The 21,843-nt window shown below is 51.9% G+C and carries 20 protein-coding genes, 1 other RNA gene and 1 pseudogene; 11 read left to right on the forward strand and 11 right to left on the reverse strand.

Annotated elements, in window-relative coordinates; genetic code table 11:
- Positions 1-91: 91 nt before the first annotated feature.
- On the reverse strand, positions 92-1,132 hold the full coding sequence (locus SGR01S_RS05560; protein ID WP_037424359.1) for a PLP-dependent cysteine synthase family protein: 1,041 nt from the start codon (positions 1,130-1,132) through the stop codon (positions 92-94).
- A gap of 123 nt (positions 1,133-1,255) precedes the next feature.
- Here SGR01S_RS05560 and SGR01S_RS05565 point away from each other — a divergent pair, with 123 nt between their 5' ends.
- The 5 genes from SGR01S_RS05565 (at position 1,256) to amtB (ending at position 7,581) form a co-directional block, all read left to right on the forward strand.
- Entirely contained in the window at positions 1,256-1,717 is a 462-nt protein-coding gene (locus SGR01S_RS05565; RefSeq protein WP_061806800.1) for an Lrp/AsnC family transcriptional regulator, read from the forward strand.
- A 213-nt stretch (positions 1,718-1,930) separates the two neighbouring features.
- A complete protein-coding gene (locus tag SGR01S_RS05570; RefSeq protein WP_037425294.1) occupies positions 1,931-3,706 on the forward strand; it encodes a SmdA family multidrug ABC transporter permease/ATP-binding protein in 1,776 nt (591 codons plus the stop codon).
- On the forward strand, positions 3,699-5,477 hold the full coding sequence (locus tag SGR01S_RS05575; RefSeq protein ID WP_037425291.1) for a SmdB family multidrug efflux ABC transporter permease/ATP-binding protein: 1,779 nt from the start codon (positions 3,699-3,701) through the stop codon (positions 5,475-5,477). Before SGR01S_RS05570 ends, SGR01S_RS05575 begins: the two co-directional genes overlap by 8 nt.
- Positions 5,478-5,919: 442 nt before the next feature.
- Complete coding sequence (gene glnK / locus SGR01S_RS05580; protein WP_012005549.1) at positions 5,920-6,258, forward strand: P-II family nitrogen regulator; 339 nt, start codon at positions 5,920-5,922, stop codon at positions 6,256-6,258.
- Positions 6,259-6,294: 36 nt separating this feature from the next.
- The gene (gene amtB, locus SGR01S_RS05585) at positions 6,295-7,581 is read left to right on the forward strand and encodes an ammonium transporter AmtB (RefSeq protein WP_037425288.1); all 1,287 of its coding nucleotides are present in this window, start codon (positions 6,295-6,297) and stop codon (positions 7,579-7,581) included.
- A gap of 91 nt (positions 7,582-7,672) precedes the next feature.
- Here amtB and tesB read toward each other — a convergent pair whose 3' ends face one another.
- Positions 7,673-8,536 carry an acyl-CoA thioesterase II gene (gene tesB / locus SGR01S_RS05590; protein ID WP_037425284.1) on the reverse strand — a complete coding sequence of 288 codons (864 nt, stop codon included), beginning with the start codon at positions 8,534-8,536 and terminating at the stop codon, positions 7,673-7,675.
- Between the two features lie 229 nt (positions 8,537-8,765).
- On the opposite strand from tesB, the gene SGR01S_RS05595 reads away from it, so the two are divergent.
- A complete protein-coding gene (locus SGR01S_RS05595) occupies positions 8,766-9,257 on the forward strand; it encodes a YbaY family lipoprotein (protein ID WP_037425281.1) in 492 nt (163 codons plus the stop codon).
- Positions 9,258-9,322: 65 nt separating this feature from the next.
- On the opposite strand, the gene SGR01S_RS05600 is transcribed toward SGR01S_RS05595, so the two are convergent.
- Complete coding sequence (locus tag SGR01S_RS05600) at positions 9,323-9,637, reverse strand: MGMT family protein (protein ID WP_037425277.1); 315 nt, start codon at positions 9,635-9,637, stop codon at positions 9,323-9,325.
- 156 nt (positions 9,638-9,793) lie between these two features.
- Here SGR01S_RS05600 and ffs point away from each other — a divergent pair.
- Positions 9,794-9,890: signal recognition particle sRNA small type (ffs, locus tag SGR01S_RS05605), an RNA gene on the forward strand.
- Positions 9,891-10,121: 231 nt separating this feature from the next.
- On the opposite strand, the gene SGR01S_RS05610 is transcribed toward ffs, so the two are convergent.
- The 3 genes and pseudogenes from SGR01S_RS05610 to SGR01S_RS05620 all read right to left on the reverse strand — a co-directional run bounded on the left by SGR01S_RS05610 (position 10,122) and on the right by SGR01S_RS05620 (position 15,928).
- A complete protein-coding gene (locus SGR01S_RS05610) occupies positions 10,122-12,098 on the reverse strand; it encodes an alkyl/aryl-sulfatase (protein WP_061806801.1) in 1,977 nt (658 codons plus the stop codon).
- Positions 12,099-12,698: 600 nt separating this feature from the next.
- Positions 12,699-14,042 carry an NCS2 family permease gene (locus SGR01S_RS05615; protein WP_061806802.1) on the reverse strand — a complete coding sequence of 448 codons (1,344 nt, stop codon included), beginning with the start codon at positions 14,040-14,042 and terminating at the stop codon, positions 12,699-12,701.
- A 73-nt stretch (positions 14,043-14,115) separates the two neighbouring features.
- Positions 14,116-15,928, reverse strand: a pseudogene (locus tag SGR01S_RS05620) (adenine deaminase).
- A 138-nt stretch (positions 15,929-16,066) separates the two neighbouring features.
- On the opposite strand from SGR01S_RS05620, the gene SGR01S_RS05625 reads away from it, so the two are divergent.
- Positions 16,067-16,996 carry a LysR family transcriptional regulator gene (locus tag SGR01S_RS05625; RefSeq protein WP_037425272.1) on the forward strand — a complete coding sequence of 310 codons (930 nt, stop codon included), beginning with the start codon at positions 16,067-16,069 and terminating at the stop codon, positions 16,994-16,996.
- Positions 16,997-17,075: 79 nt separating this feature from the next.
- On the opposite strand, the gene hha is transcribed toward SGR01S_RS05625, so the two are convergent.
- The 3 genes from hha to SGR01S_RS05640 form a co-directional block, all read right to left on the reverse strand.
- Positions 17,076-17,279, reverse strand: coding sequence for a hemolysin expression-modulating protein Hha (hha, locus tag SGR01S_RS05630; RefSeq protein WP_044548719.1), 204 nt, complete (start codon positions 17,277-17,279; stop codon positions 17,076-17,078).
- A gap of 55 nt (positions 17,280-17,334) precedes the next feature.
- Positions 17,335-17,703 (reverse strand): Hha toxicity modulator TomB, encoded by a 369-nt coding sequence (tomB, locus tag SGR01S_RS05635; protein ID WP_004940312.1) that lies wholly within the window; start codon positions 17,701-17,703, stop codon positions 17,335-17,337.
- Positions 17,704-17,865: 162 nt separating this feature from the next.
- The gene (locus SGR01S_RS05640) at positions 17,866-18,192 is read right to left on the reverse strand and encodes a hypothetical protein (protein WP_061806803.1); all 327 of its coding nucleotides are present in this window, start codon (positions 18,190-18,192) and stop codon (positions 17,866-17,868) included.
- A 473-nt stretch (positions 18,193-18,665) separates the two neighbouring features.
- Between SGR01S_RS05640 and SGR01S_RS05650 the strand changes: the two genes are divergently transcribed.
- From SGR01S_RS05650 to SGR01S_RS05660, 3 genes are read left to right on the forward strand one after another with little or no spacing between them, the layout of a single operon-like run.
- Positions 18,666-19,379 carry a metal ABC transporter ATP-binding protein gene (locus SGR01S_RS05650; protein ID WP_061806805.1) on the forward strand — a complete coding sequence of 238 codons (714 nt, stop codon included), beginning with the start codon at positions 18,666-18,668 and terminating at the stop codon, positions 19,377-19,379.
- Positions 19,376-20,233 (forward strand): metal ABC transporter permease, encoded by an 858-nt coding sequence (locus tag SGR01S_RS05655; RefSeq protein ID WP_037425259.1) that lies wholly within the window; start codon positions 19,376-19,378, stop codon positions 20,231-20,233. Before SGR01S_RS05650 ends, SGR01S_RS05655 begins: the two co-directional genes overlap by 4 nt.
- Before the next feature lie 25 nt (positions 20,234-20,258).
- A complete protein-coding gene (locus SGR01S_RS05660; RefSeq protein ID WP_037425254.1) occupies positions 20,259-21,137 on the forward strand; it encodes a metal ABC transporter solute-binding protein, Zn/Mn family in 879 nt (292 codons plus the stop codon).
- A 109-nt stretch (positions 21,138-21,246) separates the two neighbouring features.
- Here the strand turns inward: SGR01S_RS05660 and ykgO are convergent, their stop codons facing one another.
- On the reverse strand, positions 21,247-21,390 hold the full coding sequence (gene ykgO, locus SGR01S_RS05665) for a type B 50S ribosomal protein L36 (protein ID WP_037425251.1): 144 nt from the start codon (positions 21,388-21,390) through the stop codon (positions 21,247-21,249).
- Between the two features lie 12 nt (positions 21,391-21,402).
- Positions 21,403-21,660 carry a type B 50S ribosomal protein L31 gene (locus SGR01S_RS05670; protein WP_037425248.1) on the reverse strand — a complete coding sequence of 86 codons (258 nt, stop codon included), beginning with the start codon at positions 21,658-21,660 and terminating at the stop codon, positions 21,403-21,405.
- Between the last annotated feature and the right edge of the window lie 183 nt (positions 21,661-21,843).

Here is a 21,843-nt window from a genome sequence, read left to right on the forward strand (position 1 = left end):
GTATGACTTACCCGGCTTTTTTTATCCCCTCGGTGTTTCACGCCGCCATCTTGTGGGCCGCAACGCGAAATCTATGGGGAATGAGGCCGATTTACAGGTCAGCTAGTTGCGCCAGATACGGTTTCAGGTCGCCGATATTGTTGCTGACCCATTCTTCGTTGTAATAGGTATCCAAATAACGTTCGCCGCTATCGCACAACAAGGTGACGATCGAGCCTTGTTCGCCGTTTTCCCGCATCTGTTTTGCCAGCTGTAATGCACCCCAGACGTTAGTGCCGGTGGATGCGCCCACTTTGCGCCCCAATACCGTCTCCAGCCAATGGATAGTCGCAACGCTGGCGGCATCTGGCACACGTAGCATGCTATCGACCACGGAAGGGATAAATGATGGCTCGGCACGAGGGCGGCCAATGCCTTCAATCCGGCTGCCACAACTGCCAATAAGGGTGCGGTCACGCTGGTGGAAACAATCATAGAATACCGAGTTTTCCGGATCGACCACCGTCAGGCTTGTGTCGTGCCCCTGATAGCGGATATAGCGGCCCAGCGTTGCTGAGGTACCGCCGGTTCCGGCGCTCATGACGATGTGTTTAGGGACCGGGAACGGTTCGCGTGCCATTTGACGGAAAATACTGTCGGCGATGTTGTTGTTGCCACGCCAGTCGGTAGCACGCTCGGCGTAAGTGAACTGATCCATATAGTGACCGTTGAGCTCTTTCGCCAGTTGTTCGGAGACGGCGTAAATCTGTGCTGCATGATCGACAAAGTGGCAACGACCACCGTAGAACGCGATCTGCTCAACTTTGCGGCGTGCGGTACAAGAAGGCATCACAGCAATAAAAGGCAAGCCAATCAATCTGGCGAAGTAGGCTTCAGATACCGCTGTACTGCCGGAGGATGCTTCGATAATGGTGGTGTTTTCGGTGATCCAACCGTTACACAGGCCGTACAAGAACAGCGAGCGCGCCAAGCGGTGCTTCAGGCTGCCGGTCGGGTGCGTGCTCTCGTCTTTCAGGTACAGGCAGATACCGGGAAATTCAGGGAGGTTCAGGCGGATCAGGTGCGTGTCGGCGGAGCGTTGAAAATCCGCTTCTATTTCACCGATAGCATATTTTACCCAAGAATTTGTCATCATCTGGCCTCAGAATAGGGGAGCTTATTTACCGCATAATATAGCCTGCCGCTAAGAAAAAAGGATTGCCATTTTTCCTGTTTAATCGCCTAATGGGAGAAAATTATTCTCCTGGTTGACGATATGCTAGATAAAACAGACCGTAAATTACTTTGCATGCTGCAGCAGGACTGTACGCAGCCGCTACAGGCGCTGGCGGATGCGGTCAATCTCACGTCGACACCCTGCTGGAAAAGGCTCAAACGGCTGGAAGAAGAGGGCTATATCCGTGGACGGGTTGCGCTACTGGATAACGAAAAGCTCGGCCTGGGTCTGACAGCATTTGTGCTGATCAAAACCCAGCAGCACAGCAGCGAGTGGTATCAGCAGTTTGTGCAATTGACCAAGCAGATGCCGGAAGTGCTGGCGTTCTATCGCATGGCGGGAGAATACGATTACCTGATGCAGGTGGAGGTGGCGGATATGAAGAGCTACGACAGCTTTTACAAACGCCTGGTGAACGGTGTGCCGGGGTTAATCGACGTCACTTCCAGCTTCGCGATGGAAAAAATCAAATACACCACTGCACTGCCGGTTCCTGAGTGAAAAGTTCACCAAATTGGCGAAGTAACGGTGGTATCCTACTCTGCTGAGGCAGAATAAGAGATGAACCAATACCTTTTGAATTTCAAGTTGCAGCGAAGCAACCCGTTCGCTCCCGCCAGGCGCTTACTCTGATAAGTAACTTGGCGAGCGAGTGCAGGCAACAATGCTACGGCTTGAAAGGTGACAGGTATTTAAATTCTGGAATAAAACTGCGTGAAATTATTTGCTCAAATCGGCTGGTATTTCCGCCGCGAGTGGCGTCGCTACCTCGGGGCGGTGGTGCTGCTGATCATCATTGCCATATTGCAATTGTTGCCGCCCAAGCTGGTGGGGATCATTGTGGATGGCATCACCGAAAAACAGATGTCCGGCGGGGTGCTGATGGCATGGCTGGGGCTGATGCTCGGTACTGCCGTGGTTGTTTACCTGCTGCGTTATGTGTGGCGGGTATTGCTGTTTGGCGCGTCCTATCAACTTGCCGTTGAGCTGCGTGAAAACTTCTACCGCCAACTTAGCCGTCAGAATCCTGCCTTCTATCTGCGTCACCGCACGGGTGATCTGATGGCACGTGCCACCAACGATGTCGATCGTGTGGTGTTCGCTGCCGGTGAAGGGGTGTTAACGCTGGTCGATTCGCTGGTGATGGGATTGGCCGTGCTGGTCGTCATGAGCACCCAAATTAGCTGGCAGCTGACCCTGCTATCGCTCATTCCTATGCCGATCATGGCGATAGTCATCAAATATTATGGCGATCAGTTGCACCAGCGTTTTAAATCAGCGCAGGCCGCGTTCTCCAGCCTGAACGATCAGGCGCAGGAAAGCATGACCAGTATCCGCATGATCAAGGCGTTTGGCCTGGAAGATCACCAGTCCAATCAGTTTGCTGAAGTGGCTGCCCAAACTGGCGCTAAAAATATGCATGTGGCGCGGGTAGATGCCCGTTTTGACCCGACGATTTATATCGCCATCGGTACTGCCAATCTGTTGGCCATCGGCGGCGGCAGTTGGATGGTAGTGAACGGCTCCATGACGCTGGGTCAACTGACCAGCTTTGTGATGTACCTCGGCCTGATGATTTGGCCCATGCTGGCGCTGGCCTGGATGTTCAACATTGTCGAGCGCGGTAGCGCAGCCTATAGCCGTATTCGCAGTTTGTTGGACGAAGCACCTGCGGTGACGGATGGCGAGCATAGGTTGCCGGCCGGACGCAGTAGTCTGGCCGTTGATATCCGGGCGTTCCACTATCCTGGCAATACGCACCCGACACTGCACGATGTGACATTGAAGCTGGAGCCAGGGCAAATGCTTGGCCTATGCGGCCCGACCGGTGCCGGTAAATCGACGTTGTTGTCGTTGATCCAGCGTCAGTTTGATATTGATGATGGCCAGATCAGTTATCAGGGGTTGCCGTTGACTCAGGTGAAGCTCGACGATTGGCGTTCACGCTTGTCCGTGGTTAGCCAGACGCCGTTCTTGTTCTCAGACAGCGTGGCGAACAATATCGCGCTGGGCAATCCGGGGGCAACGCAGGAACAAATTGAGCGAGCAGCTCGGCTGGCCAGTGTGCATGACGACATTCTGCGCCTGCCTCAAGGTTATGAAACCGAAGTAGGCGAGCGTGGCGTGATGCTTTCCGGTGGGCAGAAGCAGCGTATCTCTATTGCCCGCGCCTTGTTGCTGGATGCGGAAATCCTGATCCTTGATGATGCGCTGTCGGCGGTGGATGGCCGTACTGAACATCAAATCCTGCATAATCTGCGTAGCTGGGGACAAAACCGTACGGTGATTATCAGCGCACACCGGCTATCGGCATTGACCGAAGCCAGTGAGATTCTGGTGATACAGCACGGTGGCGTGGCGCAACGTGGCCAGCATGCGTCTCTGGCGGCACAGCCGGGTTGGTATCGCGATATGTATCGTTATCAGCAACTGGAAGCAGCGCTGGATGAGGCTCCTGAAGGCAGTGAGGAGATGTTAACCAATGAATAAGGTGCAAAAGCTGTGGCCGACGCTGAAACGGTTGCTGGCTTATGGATCGCCGTACCGCAAACCGCTGGGGTTGGCGGTATTAATGCTGTGGGTCGCAGCTGCGGCGGAAGTCGCCGGACCCATTCTGGTCAGTTACTTTATCGATAACTATGTCGCCAAGGGCCAATTGCCGTTGATGATCGTCTGTGGGTTGGCCGCTGCTTACATTCTGTTGGAGTTGCTGGCGGCGGCTTTGCACTATTTTCAGGCATTGCTGTTCAACCAGGCGGCGGTTGGGGTGGTTCAACGTCTGCGTACGGATGTGATGGATGCTGCGTTACGTCAACCGCTGAGTGCCTTTGATACACAGCCGGTCGGTCAGTTGATCTCGCGGGTAACCAATGACACGGAAGTGATCAAAGATCTGTACGTGATGGTTGTGTCCACCGTGTTGAAAAGCGCCGCGCTGATTGGTGCGATGCTGGTAGCAATGTTCAGTCTCGACTGGCGTATGGCGCTGGTGGCGATCTGCATCTTCCCGGCGGTGTTTGTGGTGATGGGGATTTATCAGTATTACAGCATACCTATTGTACGCCGGGTACGTAGCTATCTGGCGGACATTAACGATGGCTTTAACGAAGTGATCAACGGTATGGGGGTGATTCAGCAGTTCCGTCAGCAGATCCGCTTTGGTGAGCGCATGAGCGCCGCAAGCCGTTCTCATTACACAGCGCGTATGCAAACCCTCAGGTTGGATGGTTTCCTTCTGCGCCCACTGCTCAGCCTGTTTTCGGCGTTAGTGCTGTGTGGTTTGCTGATGTTGTTCGGTTTCAGTGGTGAGGGGGCAATTGGTGTCGGGGTGCTGTATGCCTTTATCAACTATTTGGGCCGTCTGAATGAGCCGTTGATTGAGCTGACGTCGCAGCAATCTATCCTGCAGCAGGCGGTGGTTGCCGGTGAACGTATTTTTGAACTGATGGATCGTCAGCAACAGAGTTACGGCACGGATGAACGTCCGCTGGAAAGCGGGCGCATAGATATTGACGATCTGAGCTTTGCCTACCGCGATGACAAAAAGGTGCTGCAGCATATTTCGTTGTCAGTACCTTCCCGCGGCTTCGTGGCGCTGGTCGGGCATACCGGCAGCGGTAAGAGTACGTTAGCCAACTTGTTGATGGGCTACTACCCCGTTAACCAGGGAGAGGTGCGTCTCGATGGACGTCCGCTAGCCAGTCTGTCACACCGTACGTTGCGACAAGGTGTGGCGATGGTGCAGCAGGATCCGGTGGTGATTGCCGAGTCAGTACTTGCCAACGTGACGCTGGGACGCAATATCAGTGAGGAAGCGGTCTGGCAAGCGCTGGAAATGGTTCAACTGGCTGAGCTGGTGCGCGGTTTCCCGCAAGGTATTCACACGCGTTTGGGTGAGCAGGGTAACAATCTTTCCGTGGGGCAGAAACAGCTATTGGCGATGGCCAGAGTGCTGGTGCAGGCTCCGCAGATCTTGATCCTCGACGAAGCGACCGCCAACATTGACTCAGGCACTGAACAAGCGATCCAACGGGCGCTGCGGTTGATACGCGAACATACCACGTTGGTGGTGATCGCCCACCGCCTGTCGACCATTGTGGATGCAGATACTATTCTGGTACTACATCGTGGTCAGGCTGTCGAGCAGGGCAATCATCAGCAACTGCTGGCGCAGCAAGGGCGTTACTACCAGATGTATCAGCTGCAACTGGTTGGTGAAGAGCTGGCTGCCGCCAACCGCGAAGAAACACAAACTGCATGATTTCTGAGGCCGCTTTAGCGGCCTCAGACTGCTGACAAAGCCCGTTATTAGGGAGAGCGTGCTGAAGGGGGCGTAGCGGCTTGCCCGCCGGAGCGCCCCTCGGTGCGCTAGGCCCGGGTATCTCGGATTCAAAGATAACGTTGTCATCAAACTCAGGCCGCCTTAGCGGCCTCGTTCTATTCCCACCACGCACCACAATCAAGCATCGCTGCGTTTTAAATCCCTTTCTCTGCACTTTTACGACGCGTCACGCACCAAAATAGTGCGCAATATTTAATCAATTGCCTGTGCGCTAGCCTACCGTTGGCTAACGGTGTTGCGTTATAGCCCTGCTCAGTCAGTTAATTTGCTGAATTAGCGTACAAAACCATTTGTGGCATAGCCTTTGCTTTATAAGACTCGTATCCGGGGTGAGTTTGGGCTTAATTCGTGGAGGGGCAATATGAAGCTGGTGACCGTGGTGATTAAACCATTCAAGCTGGAGGACGTGCGTGAAGCCCTATCCTCTGTAGGTATTCAGGGGCTGACCGTAAGCGAAGTGAAAGGCTTTGGTCGCCAGAAAGGGCATGCTGAGCTGTATCGCGGCGCTGAGTACAGCGTCAACTTCTTACCCAAAGTTAAAATCGACATTGCTATCGCTGACGACCAGTTAGATGAAGTAGTTGATGTCATTAGTAAAGCTGCCTATACCGGAAAAATAGGTGACGGCAAAATTTTCGTTGCCGAATTGCAACGTGTCATTCGCATTCGCACCGGCGAAACAGATGAAGCAGCACTGTAATCACAGGCTCAGTAAAGTAATGGGGATGGATTGATAATGAAAAAACTTTTATCCATGTTGGGCCTGAGTACGGTAACCATGGTTCCTTCTTTGGCCCTGGCCGCTCCGGCGGTCGCAGACAAGGCTGACAACGCCTTCATGATGATTTGCACCGCTTTGGTGCTGTTCATGACCTTGCCGGGTGTGGCGTTGTTTTACGGTGGTTTGCTGCGTTCCAAAAACGTGCTTTCCATGTTGACCCAAGTGACGGTCACCTTTGCTCTGGTGTGCGTGTTGTGGGTGCTTTATGGCTACAGCCTGGCTTTCAGCGAAGGTAACGCATTCTTCGGTGGCTTCCAGACGGCGATGCTGAAGGGCATCGGTATCGACAGCGTTACCGGTACTTTTAACCAGATGATCCACGTGGCGTTCCAGTGTTCGTTCGCCTGTATTACCGTTGCGTTGGTGGTGGGGGGCTTTGCTGAGCGTATCCGCTTTTCTGCGGTGGTGATCTTTGCGGCTATTTGGTTCACCATTTCTTACCTGCCGATTGCCCACATGGTGTGGGGCGGCGGTTTCCTGGCCACTGACGGCGCGCTGGATTTTGCCGGCGGTACTGTTGTGCACATCAACGCCGCCAGTGCCGGACTGGTTGGTGCTTATCTGCTGGGCAAGCGTGCCGGTTTCGGCAAGGAAGCTTTCAAACCGCACAACCTGCCAATGGTATTTACCGGGGCTTCTATCTTGTACATCGGCTGGTTCGGCTTTAACGCAGGATCTGCCAGCGCGGCTAACGGCATTGCGGCACTGGCGTTCCTCAATACCGTAGTGGCCACCGCAGGTGCGATCCTCTCCTGGACCTTTGCCGAGTGGATTGTTCGTGGCAAACCTTCACTGTTGGGTGCTTGTTCCGGCATGATCGCCGGGCTGGTTGCCATCACGCCGGCTGCGGGCACCGTGGGCGTTGGCGGGGCGTTGATTATCGGTCTGATTGGCGGTATTGCCGGCCTGTGGGGCGTGGTCACGCTGAAGAAATGGCTGAAGGTCGATGATACCTGTGATGTGTTCGGTGTGCATGGTGTGTGTGGCATCGTTGGCTGCCTGCTGACGGGGGTATTCACCTCTGCATCACTGGGCGGTACCGGTTACGCGGAAGGCGTTACCATGGCCCATCAGGTGTGGATCCAGTTATTGAGTGTGGTTATCACCTTAGTCTGGTCCGGTGTGGCTGCCTTTATTGCCTTCAAAGTGGCGGGCGCCATTGTTGGCCTGCGCGTCCCAGAAGAGCAAGAACGCGAAGGTCTGGACGTTAACAGTCATGGTGAGAGTGCCTATAACCAATAAGCCTTAAAGAAGAGCGGTGCGCTAAATAACTAGAAAATAATGATGATGCAAAAAGGGCGATGATGACATCGCCCTTTTTCTTTGGTGGAGATTAAGCTTCGCGTTGGCGGATCACGCCTTCCTGTACTGTAGTTGCAACCAGCACGCCATCACGGGTATAGAATTGGCCGCGTACAAAGCCACGGGCGCCAGAAGCAGAAGGGCTCTCCACGACGTACAGCAACCAGTCATCCATGCGGAATGGACGGTGGAACCACATTGAATGGTCGATCGTCGCGACCTGCATGCCAGGTTCCAGGAACCCGACGCCGTGTGGCTGTAGCGCGGTTGGCAGGAAGTTGAAGTCAGACGCATAGCCGAGCAAATACTGGTGGATACGCAGATCGTCCGGCATGGTGCCATTGGCGCGGAACCATACGTAACGGTTCGGTTCTTCCACGCTGCCTTTCAATGGGTTATGGAATTTGACCGGACGCATTTCAATCGGTTTCTGCCCGATAAACTTCTCACGCACTTTGTCTGGCAACATGTGTGACAGCTTCTGGGCAATCTCCGATTCAGACATCAATCCTTCCGGAGGCGGCACATCTGGCATGGTGTTCTGGTGCTCAAACCCGTCTTCTGGGCTTTGGAAAGAGGCCGTCATGTAGAAGATTGGTTTACCGTGCTGAATAGCGCTGACGCGGCGGGCGCTGAAGCTGTTGCCGTCACGGAGAATTTCCACGTCATAAATAATTGGCTTACTGCTGTCGCCGGGACGCAGGAAATAGCTGTGAAATGAGTGCACGCTGCGTTCAGCCGGCACGGTTTGCTTGGCTGCATACAGCGCCTGGCCAACGACTTGGCCGCCGAATACTTGACGTAGTCCCAGGTCTTCGCTTTGACCACGGAACAACCCTTCTTCAATTTTTTCCAGATCCAGCAGATCTAGGAGGTTTTGCAGTGCCTGGCTCATAAAATTACTACCCTTTTATAATCATTTTGAGCAGTGTGCGGAATATCACGGCAAGACGTCAATATATTGCGTTAAAGCACAGGGAAAATGGACTGAATACTGAGCATTATTAGAGGGCTAAATGATTAATAGGCAGGACTAAATGGATTTTTCAGTGTTTTGTGCTAAGTTTAATGAGTGCGGTGGTGAAAGCCACCAACATGTTGATAATAAAAAAGGAGACCGATCCATGAAACTCTGGCAAATCGTAGGTGGAGCAGCAGCATTAACGATCACCCTGGCGGGCTGCGCCCAAAAGAGTGCGAAAGTGCCTACACCGACCGCGGGAAACCCAGCGATTGCGCAAACGCAGATTCAGGGCCCGGCGGTGACTGGTTCGGTTAACATTCGCCAGCGCATAGCGCTGCCACCGGATGCGGTACTGACAGTCACGCTCTCTGATGCCTCCCTGGCGGATGCGCCATCTAAAGTGATCGCCCAGCGTGCGGTTCGCACTGAGGGCAAGCAGGCGCCGTTTAATTTTGTACTGCCGTACAATCCGGCCGACATACAGCCTAATGCGCGCATTATCCTAAGCGCGGCGATTACGGTAAATGGTCAGATGACCTTTATTACCGACACGATCCAGGAAGTGGTTAATCGTAATGGCACCCGTGCCGACCTGCTGTTAGTTCCCGTGCAGGGCATTCCGGTTCAGGCAACGCCAACAACGATGCCGTAACTCTGCATTCCTGATGCAGTAAACTATCAACAGCCTTTGCGCTCTGGCCAAAGGCTGTTTTGTTCTTACCAGCGCCAGCCGTAAATCAGCAGATCAACCGTGCTGTGTTTGCCGAAGATAATTCCCTCCTCAAGCAATGCTTGTCGTTGGCGTTGGAAATCCTCACCTTGCTGCGAAATTTGCCCGTGCCGGTTAATTACCCTATGCCAGGGTAGGCTGCTGCCTTCAGGCAGACGCCTGAGTACACCGCCGACTTGCCGAGCTGCACGCGGTGAGCCAGCCAGCTGTGCAACTTCTCCATAGGTCGTGACCTTGCCATAGGGAATGGCAGCCACCACGTGGAAAACGCGTTGGCTGAAGGAGGCGTCTTCTGGTTCCATTGTTGTCTTCCTGCGCGAGTAAAACCCCAGGCCAAGAGTGTGCCACAGACGAGGTGGGTAAGAAAACAGCGGTTGGCCCGGGTTGGCTTGCTATTTGGCGGGGCATCGCCGATAATGCCCACCGCTTCAGAGTACAGAAGCCGTCAATGGGGGCCCTGTTGGTTCTCCCGCAACACTAACTTGTGAACTCGGTCAGATCCGGAAGGAAGCAGCCGTAGCAGGTGACGTGTGTGCCGGGATGTAGCTGGCAGGGCCTCCACCAATTTCTAAGCCCCATCGCCTTTTTCCCGTCATTATTTTTAGCACTCTCTCTGCACTCAACAACACGCAAGAACAACGTAGAAAACATAGCCACAGAAAGTGGTGGTGAACTGCCAGAAGCGCTCTAAATGCGCAAATAGGGCGGGAGAATTTACCGCGGCGTGTGAGTTTGCGATATGTTTCGGATTTACCCTGCGACGTAGAAAGCCGCAGGGCATGAGTGTTACGGAGTTACAATATTGAACCAGAATTCAAAGTTATCCATATAGCCTAACATTTCGTCCATTTTTGCTCCGTTCCCCGTCACTTTCACTTCTCCCTTATCTTCCGCCTGTTTTAGCGTTTCCTCCTTGAGGATGATTTTATTCAACGTGTCGCGGTTAAGGGTGAGGGTAGCATCGGCATCTTTGGCTTCGGCATTGGCGGTGTGGTTTAGCACCCCGTTTTCCAGTTCCAGCTTGTACTTGCCACCATCATTACCAAGATCAATGTTAAACACGGCTTTGGCCTTGCCCGCCTTTTCTCCGTTGATATGCACCGCCAGGAAGTCAAAGAACATTTCCGGCGTCATCGCTCGCACGGTATCTGGGCTGGCGGTATTCGGGGTTGGTCCTTTTACCACGCCGTTACGCAGTTCTTGCGCGCCAGTGAGATAGAAGTTACGCCATGGACCAGATTCAGCCTGATAGCCCAGTTGTTCCAAAGCATCGGCTTCAAGATTGCGCGCATCCTGATTCTTCGGATCGGCAAAGACTATTTTACTGACCACCTGAGCAACCCAACGATAGTTGCCTTGATCAAAGTCGGTTTTGGCTTTTTTGAGAATGGCGTCAGCGCCCCCCATGTAATCGACAAATTTTTTCGCAGCTTCTTCTGGAGGTAGCTCGTCCAGTGTTGCCGGATTGCCGTCAAACCAGCCAAGATAGAGCACATATGTTGCTTTAACATCATGGCTTACAGAACCATAGTAGCCCCGGTTCGCCCAGGTTTTTGCCAGGCTGTCCGGCAGTTTGAAGTGCGCGGCTATTTCATCACGGGTGAGGCCTTCATTCGCCATCCGTAGGGTCTGGTCGTTAATATAGCGGTAAAGATCACGCTGGCTTTTAAGAAGGTTTACGACATTCTCGTTACCCCAGGTTGGCCAGTGATGCTGAGCCATAATGATTTCTGCTTTGTCACCCCAGCGAACTATCGCTTCATTGATATATTTCGACCAAGGTAGAGGTTCGCGAATTTTTGCGCCACGCAGTGAGTAGGTATTATGCAGCGTATGGGTGACATCTTCTGCCGCTTCGATGAGCTTCTTCTCTTCGATAAACCACAGCATCTCTGATGGGGCTTCAGAGCCTGGTGCCAGCATGAAATCATAGGTAAGACCGTCGATAACCTCCTTTTGCCCATCTTTTTCAATGATGTTGGTTGGGGCTATCAGGGTAACGGTACCCGCCGATGTGGTTGTGCCCAACCCGGCACCCACCTGGCCTTTAGCGTCCGGTTTAAGCAGGTTGCCGTACATATAGCTGGCGCGGCGGCTCATGACGTTACCCGCCATGATGTTTTCCGCCACGGCGGCTTCCATAAAACCGGCAGGCGCATAGACTTTCACTTTGCCTGACTTAACATCTGCTTCATCGACAACACCTCTCACGCCGCCATAGTGGTCAACGTGGCTATGGGTGTAGATGATGGCGACAACAGGTTTTTTCCCTCGATTTTTATAATAGAGATCCATACCTACTTTGGCGGTTTCTGCTGAAACCAACGGGTCGACTACGGTTACTCCCTCTTTACCTTCAATGATGGTCATGTTGGAGAGGTCTAAGTTACGGATCTGGTAAACGCCATCCGTCACCTCGAATAACCCACTGATATTAATCAACTGAGACTGACGCCACAGGCTCGGATTAACGGTGTCGGGGGATTTTTCGCCTTCCTTGATGAATGCATATTGCTGCGGATTCCAGATCACATTGCCTTGTTCACCTTTAATAACCTCGGTTGGCAAAGGAGCAATAAAGCCTTTATGAGCGTTAGCAAAGTCGGTGTTATCAGAAAAGGGGAGTTGATCGTACAGTGCGTCATTCGCTTGCTTGGTTGCGGAGGCTGCGTCTTTCGGCGCAACTTCAGCCCAGGATGGGACAGTGACGGTCGAGAGTACGCCCGCTAATGCCAGTCGTCTCATGATTGGTGTTAATTTCATTGGAATCCCCGCTGAGGTTTAGATGGCGAAATATCAATAACTGTGGTTTCCCTTGTAACGATTTGTAACTCAAATATTAAATGTAATAGATGATTAAGATTGAGCAAGTTTAAATAAAAAGAGCATCGCTGATAGATTATTTGACGAAAGAGGCTTAACTTACTACATGGGAAGTGTTATTTGTTTTTTAACGAGCTGGCGTCGTTTTTGATGTTTTGATTGAATTTTTTAGTCTTTATCCTCCTGCGTTGTGAATAAATACCTTTTAAAATCATGAAATTGTATTTTTATTATCTTTTCGTTTTGTATTTTCTCTTGGTTTCTTTATGTTTTTAATTTCATATAGGAATTTTATTAATATTTTTATTGTCTTAACGGGTTTGTAATGGTTATTTTTATAATTGATATTTTCATGATAACAGGGGGGAATGATCGAATTTTTCATTATGGATAGGAAAACGAGTAAAATAGAATGTTTCAGATTAGAGATAAGAACGGAAGGTAGGGGATGCCGCTATTTGATAGGGAGTCAATAAAAGTGGTTTTGCGCGGAAACTGTTAACGTGTTGCGCTGGGTTTCTACAGCGCAACACGTCAATATTAGTGTCTAACCAGCGTAGCGAAATAGTACGCCAGTGGGATCGCCAGTAGATAAAGACCCACAGGCACTTCACGCCACTTACCGGCAATCACCTTGATAATGATATAGAACAGCAACCCACCTGCTATGCCAGTACCAAAGCTGTTGGCGATCAATGTGATCATCACCATCATCAGTACCGGCAGGCCGTCGGTAAAGTTGGCCAAGTCGACTTTGCGCAACCCGCTGAACATATTAAGGCCGATCAAAATCAGCGCTGGTGCAGTCGCTTCTTTTGGGATCATCAGGGCAACCGGTGTGAACAGTAGCATCAGTAAAAACATCACCGCCGCAGCGAGTGCGGTTAGCCCGGTTTTTCCGCCAGCTTCGGCGGCTGCTGAAGACTCGATCAGCGCTGTGGCGGCAGGAATACCGACACAAGGACCGAGGGCTGCGGCGATAGAGTCCACCATGAAGGGGCGGTTGATGTGCGGCATATTACCGTGCTCGTCCAGCAATCCGGCTTCCCCCCCCACGGCCAGCGTCGTGCCCATGGTTGAGAAAAACTCCGAAGCGAAAAACACAAACAGATAGGGTAAGAAGGCAATATTCAATGCGCCGATCAGATCGACATGGCCGAATACTGGGGCCAATGAATGCGGCATCGCCATCAGGCTGGTTGGCAGATGTGTTACGCCGAATGGGATGCCGACCAGAGTAGCGAACAGGATCGCCCAGAGAATAGCGCCGGGAATGCGCCGGGCCTGTAGAGCAATCGCCAAAAACAGGCCACACAATGCAATCAATGCACCGGGCGCAGTGAAGTCACCCAGCATCAGCGCATTGGATTTTGCGTTGGCCAGTACCAACCCGGCGTTGCGGAACCCCAGTATCGCGACAAACAGCCCGATAGAGGCCGTTAGCCCAAGCTTGATCGATTGCGGTACCGAGCGAGTGACGACTTCACGTAGCCCTAGCCGGGTTAAGACGAAAAACAAAATACCTGACCAGCAAGCGATACCCAGACCAATTTGCCAACTGATGCCTTCACTGCCAGCCAATGTCACGCCCACCAGCACTGAACCGCCGATACCCGGCCCAACAATAAACGGCAGATTGCCGTAAAATGCCATCAGCAAGGTACCCAACACGAACACCAGAATGGTGCCTGTGGTGACTGCGCCTTTATCCATACCCCCGACGGCCAGTAATCCGGGGATCACGACCAGCAGATAGGCCGCAGCCAGAAAACCGGTGATCCCGGCCAGGCATTCGGTTTTGACACTACTTTGCCGCGCGTGCAGTTGAAAACGCCGCTGCAGCCAGCCCCCTGGTGTTGGAGCAGGTACTGAATTTTCTGCCATGAAGGCAATCTCCCGTCACTATACCTGTCGTATTTCAAGCGGAACGGCCTGGCCGCAGCTCGAAATCTATAGGTTATCTGTTGTTATTATGTTTGTTTTTATGCTGGTGTTTCCCAGCAGGCGATCAGTGGATCGACAATCTGGCGCGTTGTGCCGTCAGTCAGGCCGAGATCGGTCAGGTGTGGTCCGGCGTTGCATGCCAGGCACGTGCCTTCTATTGCTTTGAAAACCCGGTAAGGCGGTTCCCAATCAGCGATCTGTGCGCTCATATCGCGCAGATTTCTAAACTGTTGTGCCAATTCGGTCGCGGGCAGGTCCGAAAGCATGCCGGCAATCGGCATCGCCACCTGTGCCAGTATTTTTCCGTTTTGACTTAAGGCCATGCCGCCGCCAGTGGCGATTAGGGCATTGGCGGCCTGCGCCATATCGGCAGGATCACGCCCCAGTACCACCAGATTGTGTGAGTCATGCGAATAACTGGTGGCGATAGCGCCACGCAATTCACCCCAACCTTCCAGCAGCGCCAGTTGTGGCGTGGCTTGGTGACGACCATGACGGTGCTGAACCCAAATCAGGCTAAACCCATCTGGAATCTGTACGTTACCGTTACGTACTTCGGCCGTTGTTTCCCCCCACTGGGTAAAACGAGCCCCCTTAATGTGACGCAGAGTCGCTTTGCCATGGTGGATGGCGGGAATCTTCAGTATGAAATCGTCTGCAACCAGCGGTTGCAGTTGTAAGGTATTACGTGGTGCTGCGACATTCGGGTTAGCGTTGAGGGGGGCCAGCATCTTGCCGTCTTGTGCTATCAGTTTCCCTGCGACGTAGACCTGCCGCGCGCACAATGACTCCAGAGAATCAAATACCACCAGATCAGCGATGCGGCCTGCCGCAATCAACCCGAGATCATTGCGTTGTAAGCGGATGGCGGCATTGAGCGTAGCCATGCGTAGTACATCAGTTGCCGGCAACCCCTGTTCGATCAGCATATTAAGCAACGCCACAATGCCGCCTTTTTCCAGCAGCATGTCGGGTGGCACATCGTCGGTGCACACGGTGACTTGTGAGGATAGGTGCGGGAGCGTTTTCAGTGCTGTGACGATCTCTGGTAGCAGGTAAGGGTGAGACCCTCTTATTTCTAATGTCAGGCCCGCGCGTAATTTTTCCAGCGCATCTGCGCCGGAGGTCAGTTCGTGGTCAGAAGTAACACCCGCTGCCAGATAGGCTTGTAGTTGAGCACCGCTCAACCCACGTGCATGGCCTTCAATCAACTTGCCGCTATTTAGCCCGGCATCAAGGATTTCGAGCATGCGATCACTGCCATTGAGTACGCCATGCATATCCATGACTTCTGCGACACCGCCGACTTCCGGCCATGCCAGCATGGTTTCCATCTCTTGACCGCCAAAGTCAGCGCCAGACATTTCTAATCCCGGCGTGGAAGGTACGCTCGAGGGCGCAGCGCAGATCACCCGGAGCGGCAAGCCTCGGCTGGCATCGACGGCATAACGCACACCAGCAACGCCGAGTACGTTGGCCAGCTCGTGCGGATCCCAAAAGATCGTCGTGGTCCCTTGGGCGACGACGATCTCAGCGTAGCGTTCTGGTGGCAGGTGCGAGCTTTCAACATGTACGTGGGTGTCGATCAGCCCAGGGCTCAGGTAAGCACCGGCCAAATCTTGTGTCAGTAAGGCGTCAGTCATTGTGCGGCAGGGGTGAACACTGGCAATCAAGGAACCAACGATGCCGACATCAGCGTGGCGAATCTCACCGGTTGCCATGTCAATTAACGCGGCGTTTGTCAGCAGTAAATCGAAAGGAAGTTGGCCTAATGCGGCTTTCACCGCACGCTGGCGTTCGCTCGTGCTGGTGCAATGAGTGGTCATGGTAATTACCCGGCATAATGATAGGGTTGTTACTCTAGGCGGGCGGGCGGACTTTGCACAGATGATTTAATTTATCGCCTGATAAGAAACGTTTATGCTGTCGCAAACGTTTACTTTGTTAGCTGACGGAAACCTGACATGTCTGAACCCTGGCGCCGATTGCCCGCGCTTTCTCTAAAGCAGATCCAATATTTCGTTACCTTGGCGAGATTGCGGCATTTTACCGATACGGCAAACCGACTGGCGATCAGTCAGCCGGCATTGAGCAGTGCGCTGCGGCAAATAGAGTTGGTGTTAGGGGGGAAGTTGGTGAACCGCACGGCCTCTGCGGTGACATTAACAGAACAGGGTGCGGCTATCTTGCCACATGCTGAGCGGCTGCTGAACGTGGCACAGGCCGCGTTTGACGATATGCAGCGTATTATGTTGGCGGGTGGCGACGGCACCGTGCGTATCGGGCTGGTACCCTCCGTCAGCGGGTTATTATTTCCGGCGGTGCCGCAATTACTGGCGACGCATTTTCCTCGTCTGCGTATCGAGTTTCATGATCAAACGAATGACTCACTGTTATTACAGTTAGATAACGGGTTAATCGATTTTGGCATTGGTGCGCTGGATAGCTCAGTGCCTGAGTCGCTGGAGATATATCCGTTGCAGGAAGACCCATTTGTGGTGGTTATGCGTCGTGATGATCCCTTGGCTGAATCACATCACTTACCGTGGCGACAATTAACCCGCCGGGATATCGCTGTTTTTTCTAAAGGGAATATCAGCCGATTGGTGTTGGCACTGGCCGAAAGTCACCGTTTGAATTTAACCGCGCGCTACCAGGTGGATTTTTTAGAGACGTTATATGGTTTGGTGCGTTCGAAATTAGCGGTGGCAATTTTACCGCAACTTTACACCACACATTTGAATGATGACGAATTAACTGTGGTTCAGCTGCAACAGCCAATGTTAAGCCGCACCGTGGCGTTAATGCGCAGCACACACAGAAACCATCCAGTATTAATTGATGATTGTTTCCAATTGTTATTGCAAGATTTCCAACAGCGAATGAAAGTCTAGGAAGTCAATGGGATAAATACGCTAGCAGGGGAACATTGAAGCCGATGAATGTATCGGCCCAACGCATTTTACACCGGGACTATCTTACAAACTTCCAAACGGCCGTTGGGATTTTATCGTACAGCTTATTCATGGTGAGCTCAGCCAGACGATGGTCGGCTGCAGAGTAAAACAACTCGAGCTCATCATCTGAAAGCTCATATTTGTTTTTTTCAATGACGCGTTCCAGTGTGTCAATTGTGGTGCATTTACGTAAACGCATCAGATAATCAATTTTAGTCATGATAACCTTTGGTGTAATAAACCGTAGAGAAGAATAATTTGGGGATAATTATCCCCTAAGTTTTCATTGTCGTACAGATGTCCTCTCCTGAGAACATTCTGAATAATCGCGCCTTGGTTTTTTGCCAACGACGCAAATCGGAATCATTTATACCGTAACTGCTGAACAGCGTGTAGGTATCATCGAGATACTCTTCGACTAACTCCGATAAATCACTTTCGTCCATGTATTTAATTTTATAACTCATCACAAACGAAGCAATATGTTCTATCAACTCATTAAGCTGAAGGTTGACGGAAGATGTCGGATCGTTCACCCAGCCGTGGTGACTGTCGCCCAGCGTGGCAATGCCTTCATCATACAGGTTTTCGCACAAGAATTTTAGCTGAGCAATATCGTGCCTTTTAGGCGAATACTCATCCATATCATCCCCTCCGTAAGTCTTAATTTCGGTGTTGATAACACTCTGTGAGTAAGCTGATTTACATCATAGACGGAGACAGCTTAATGAAGATGACAAAATAAACTTTCCGTATAATGAATATAAATCATTTCTTCGCATCTGGCCTGCTGTTATTACGTAAACTTACAATTCATCTGCTGTAGATGGACGGGAGTTATCAATGATGTCAAAGATGAGTCCCTGTTCGGCTACGCGAAAAGTGACACTATCGCTGATGTATTCCTCTGCACTGATATCCAGACAGGCATTGAAAATTGTCCATTTATAGCGGTAACTCATTGAATACTTATCATTGCTCAGTGCTTGAATATCAAGTATTTCTAATGAACCTTCGGCATAACGCGCACTTTCTGAATAAAAACTCAAGCCGCTGGTCAATGCCGGTTCCAACTCTGACATTTTATCGATGATCACTTTCTTTAGTTTTTTAACAGAAAGTGCTTCCGTCATTGTTCGACAGTGGAGAATTAGATCCATTTAATGCCTGACCTTATGGCGTTCCTGTCTAATTATCTTACTCCTTTTTGAACACTTCGTCGGTAAACTTTTCGTTAACTGAAGGCTTTTTTACACTAACCCAACGTTGTTTATCGGTTAATAACCCTGATGTTACTCAGTATATCTCTAAAGGAGTAGCCCTTGTTTTCGAAAAGGGTGATGTGTCGGCAGATGCTTCACTTTATCGTTACGTTCAGTTGCACTAATCACTGAGTGGGCACTTGAGCTGCTGAAGTCTTTGTGATGTTATACTGTAACAACTTAATCTTCTGTCGTCTGATCATGAAACTGACATCCACATCACACGATGGCGCTGTGCCGTCATTGCATTCACTGTTCACTGCTTCTGCAGGATTACGCTGCGGCATCGCTGCCTTGCTGTTGGTCTTACTCTGGTTGGGCATATCCTGGGCGGTGGCATTGCCATGATAACGTTACAAGAGGCGGTGATTGGTTACGGCGGGGCACCTCTGTTTCCACCGCTCAGTGGCCACTTTGCTGCGGGTTCTCTTACCGCGGTTGTCGGGGTAAACGGCGCCGGAAAATCGACGTTGCTGAAAACGTTGGCTGGGCTTTTGCTGCTACAGAACGGCAGCCTGTCCTTTAGTGGTAATACATTGCCGCGGATGGCGTATTTGCCGCAGCAGGCTGAACTGGATCGCCAGTTTCCGATCGTGGTGAGCGATCTGGTGGCGATGGGAAGCTGGCCGCAGAGTGGCATGTTTGGTGGGTTGCGCAAACGCGTTGCACTGCAAATTGCTGAGGCGTTAGATACCGTGGGTATGACGTCGATGGCACATAGTCCGGTTGGCGAGCTTTCCGGGGGGCAACTACAGCGGGTATTGTTCGCACGTCTGCTGGTCCAGCAGGCACCACTGATTTTACTGGATGAACCTTTTACCGGTATCGACAGCGCGACGACTCAGTTGTTGTTGCAAGTGATCGCACAGTTGCATCGACAAGGGAAGACCGTCATTGCGGTACTGCATGACATGTCGATGGTGGCTAATCATTTCCCTCAAGCATTGTTACTGACACCGGAGTGCTGCCACTGGGGAGCTGCCAGTCGGGTGTTGGAGCATATCCCCGCGTTGAATGTCGCCAGCCCACTGGTATGTCGTGTGGCGGTGGCGCAATGATGTTACTTGATACACTCATTGATCCCTTTGCCTCATTCGGCTTCATGCGCCGTGCGTTGGTTGCTTGCTTTGCACTGTCGCTTAGCGCCGCACCGCTAGGGGTTTTCCTGTTGCTTCGGCGCATGAGTCTGGTGGGTGATGCGTTATCCCATGCGGTGCTACCGGGGGCCGCGATCGGTTATCTGATTTCCGGCATGTCACTGATCGCAATGGGGGTCGGAGGGTTTATTGCCGGTTTGGCAGTAGCGATGTTGTCCGGATTGGTCAGCCGCCGGACGCCGCTGAAAGAAGACGCCAGTTTTGCAGGTTTTTATCTGGGATCACTGGCGCTGGGAGTGACATTAGTTTCGCTACGGGGGTCCAGCGTTGATTTACTGCACGTGTTGTTTGGCTCGATCCTGGCGGTGGACACGCATGCCATTTTAATGGTGGGGGCGATAACCAGCTTCTCTTTATTAGTGTTGGCCGCGTTGTACCGTGCGTTGGTGATTGAATCTTTTGACGCCACCTTTTTACGCGTCAGCGCACCACGCTGGTTGGCGCTGATACACGGGATGTTTCTGGCTTTGGTGGTGATCAACCTGGTCGCCGGTTTCCAGATCCTCGGTACCTTAATGTCGGTTGGACTGATGATGTTGCCTGCTGCCAGCGCACGTTTTTGGGCGCGCAATCTGCCGCATACGTTGGCGGTTGCTATGGGGATTGGCATGCTTTCGAGCTTTGTCGGGCTTGAATGGTCGTACTACGCGTCATTGCCCGCTGGTCCTGCGATAGTGTTGAGTGCCAGCGTAATCTTTTTTGCTTCGATTCTGTTTGGGACGCGTGGGGGAATCTACTCTCTCGCGCGCCGTTGAGAAGTGCTATGTGCAAGGAGAAAGTATGAAACGTTTACCTATATCGCTGGCAGTGGCTGCTCTGCTGTCCAGCCCATTGGCTATGGCGAAGACAGTTGACGCTGTCGCCAGTTTTTCTATCCTCGGTGATATCGTCAAGCAGGTAGGGGGAGAGCATGTCAATGTCTCTACCTTGGTAGGCCCGGACGGTGACCCACACAGTTTTGAACCGTCGCCGAAAGACAGCAAACTGCTTTCACAGGCGGATGTGGTGTTTGTCAGCGGTCTGGGGTTGGAAGGATGGATCGATCGCCTGGTCAGCGCGTCAGGTTACAAAGGGCAGGTGGTTACAGCATCGCAAGGGGTTAACTCACGGCAGATGAATGAAGACGGTAAGGAAATCACCGATCCCCATGCCTGGAACAGCATGAAGAATGGCGTGCAGTATGCGACTAATGTGATGAATGCGCTGATTGCTGCCGATCCTGAAGATGCCAACTATTTCCGTCAACGTGGCGCGGAGTATATCCAGCAGTTGCAGAAGTTGGATCTGTGGGCAAAAACAGAATTTGCCGCAGTACCACAGCAAAAGCGTAAGGTGCTGACCAGCCATGATGCTTTTGGCTATTTTGGGCAAGAATATGGCGTCACCTTCCTTGCCCCAGTCGGTTTCTCTACCGAGGCCGAAGCCAGCGCCAGCGACGTGGCCGGTTTGATCAAGCAAATCAAACAAGAAAAGGTTAATGCTTACTTTATTGAAAACCAGACAGACCCACGCCTGGTGAAGCAAATTGCCGCCGCCACGGGGGCCAAGGCTGGGGGGGAACTGTATCCGGAGGCCTTATCCAAAGCTAATGGTCCAGCAGCCACTTACGTGCAGGCATTTAAGCACAATGTCGATACTCTACTCGGCAGCATGAAATAACGGATTCGCCCTGTCTGTCAGGCAGGGCATTTTTGGTGTTACAGCTTTCTCCATAAAAAAAGCCCCGTTGAGCAGCAACGGGGCTTTGCGACAGACAGATGGCACTGCATTACTTACGTTTTTTCTTACGTCCCTGTACCGCTTTAAAGCGTGGGTTACTTTTACAAATCACATAGATACGACCTTTTCGCCGCACGACTTTGCAATCCGGATGACGATTCTTCGCCGAACGCAACGAGCTCAAAACCTGCATATCGATTCCCTTTTACTTACTGCCAGTAAAGAAGCGACCAAAACGCTGCTGGAAGCGTGCAGTACTGCCTTCTTTTGAGAACTCTTTCTGCTTGCCCGTGTAATACGGATGAGAAGCGGAAGAGATATCGAGAGTGACATACGGCCAGCTCTCACCTTCAAGCTCAATGGTGCGGTCGGTCTTAATGGTCGATCCCACCTTAAAGTAGGTATCAGCACTGAGATCGTGGAACACGACGGTGCGGTAGTTTGGGTGGATGCCTGCTTTCATGATGCACTCCAATGTAATGTTATACTATAACAATAATTATGCGCTGCACGGCAGAGCGGATCAAGTACAAAATGCATCAGTAGATGAATTAATGAGAGCGATTTGCATTAAGCGGATGAAGCAAAAGAAAAAGGCCGCATAAGCGGCCTAAGATTACGGAGGAAGTGACTTGTGGTTAAAGCA

It is taken from the genome of Serratia grimesii NBRC 13537 (assembly GCF_001590905.1).
GTDB lineage: Bacteria > Pseudomonadota > Gammaproteobacteria > Enterobacterales > Enterobacteriaceae > Serratia > Serratia grimesii.

What these genes read in the sequence shown, in the direction of transcription:
- SGR01S_RS05560 (WP_037424359.1), bottom strand. Translation starts at nt 1,132, where the DNA reads ATGACAAATTCTTGGGTAAAATATGCTATCGGTGAAATAGAAGCGGAT.
- SGR01S_RS05565 (WP_061806800.1), top strand. Translation starts at nt 1,256, where the DNA reads ATGCTAGATAAAACAGACCGTAAATTACTTTGCATGCTGCAGCAGGAC.
- SGR01S_RS05575 (WP_037425291.1), top strand. Translation starts at nt 3,699, where the DNA reads ATGAATAAGGTGCAAAAGCTGTGGCCGACGCTGAAACGGTTGCTGGCT.
- glnK (WP_012005549.1), top strand. Translation starts at nt 5,920, where the DNA reads ATGAAGCTGGTGACCGTGGTGATTAAACCATTCAAGCTGGAGGACGTG.
- amtB (WP_037425288.1), top strand. Translation starts at nt 6,295, where the DNA reads ATGAAAAAACTTTTATCCATGTTGGGCCTGAGTACGGTAACCATGGTT.
- tesB (WP_037425284.1), bottom strand. Translation starts at nt 8,536, where the DNA reads ATGAGCCAGGCACTGCAAAACCTCCTAGATCTGCTGGATCTGGAAAAA.
- SGR01S_RS05595 (WP_037425281.1), top strand. Translation starts at nt 8,766, where the DNA reads ATGAAACTCTGGCAAATCGTAGGTGGAGCAGCAGCATTAACGATCACC.
- SGR01S_RS05600 (WP_037425277.1), bottom strand. Translation starts at nt 9,637, where the DNA reads ATGGAACCAGAAGACGCCTCCTTCAGCCAACGCGTTTTCCACGTGGTG.
- SGR01S_RS05610 (WP_061806801.1), bottom strand. Translation starts at nt 12,098, where the DNA reads ATGAAATTAACACCAATCATGAGACGACTGGCATTAGCGGGCGTACTC.
- SGR01S_RS05615 (WP_061806802.1), bottom strand. Translation starts at nt 14,042, where the DNA reads ATGGCAGAAAATTCAGTACCTGCTCCAACACCAGGGGGCTGGCTGCAG.
- SGR01S_RS05625 (WP_037425272.1), top strand. Translation starts at nt 16,067, where the DNA reads ATGTCTGAACCCTGGCGCCGATTGCCCGCGCTTTCTCTAAAGCAGATC.
- hha (WP_044548719.1), bottom strand. Translation starts at nt 17,279, where the DNA reads ATGACTAAAATTGATTATCTGATGCGTTTACGTAAATGCACCACAATT.
- tomB (WP_004940312.1), bottom strand. Translation starts at nt 17,703, where the DNA reads ATGGATGAGTATTCGCCTAAAAGGCACGATATTGCTCAGCTAAAATTC.
- SGR01S_RS05640 (WP_061806803.1), bottom strand. Translation starts at nt 18,192, where the DNA reads ATGACGGAAGCACTTTCTGTTAAAAAACTAAAGAAAGTGATCATCGAT.
- SGR01S_RS05650 (WP_061806805.1), top strand. Translation starts at nt 18,666, where the DNA reads ATGATAACGTTACAAGAGGCGGTGATTGGTTACGGCGGGGCACCTCTG.
- SGR01S_RS05655 (WP_037425259.1), top strand. Translation starts at nt 19,376, where the DNA reads ATGATGTTACTTGATACACTCATTGATCCCTTTGCCTCATTCGGCTTC.
- SGR01S_RS05660 (WP_037425254.1), top strand. Translation starts at nt 20,259, where the DNA reads ATGAAACGTTTACCTATATCGCTGGCAGTGGCTGCTCTGCTGTCCAGC.
- ykgO (WP_037425251.1), bottom strand. Translation starts at nt 21,390, where the DNA reads ATGCAGGTTTTGAGCTCGTTGCGTTCGGCGAAGAATCGTCATCCGGAT.
- SGR01S_RS05670 (WP_037425248.1), bottom strand. Translation starts at nt 21,660, where the DNA reads ATGAAAGCAGGCATCCACCCAAACTACCGCACCGTCGTGTTCCACGAT.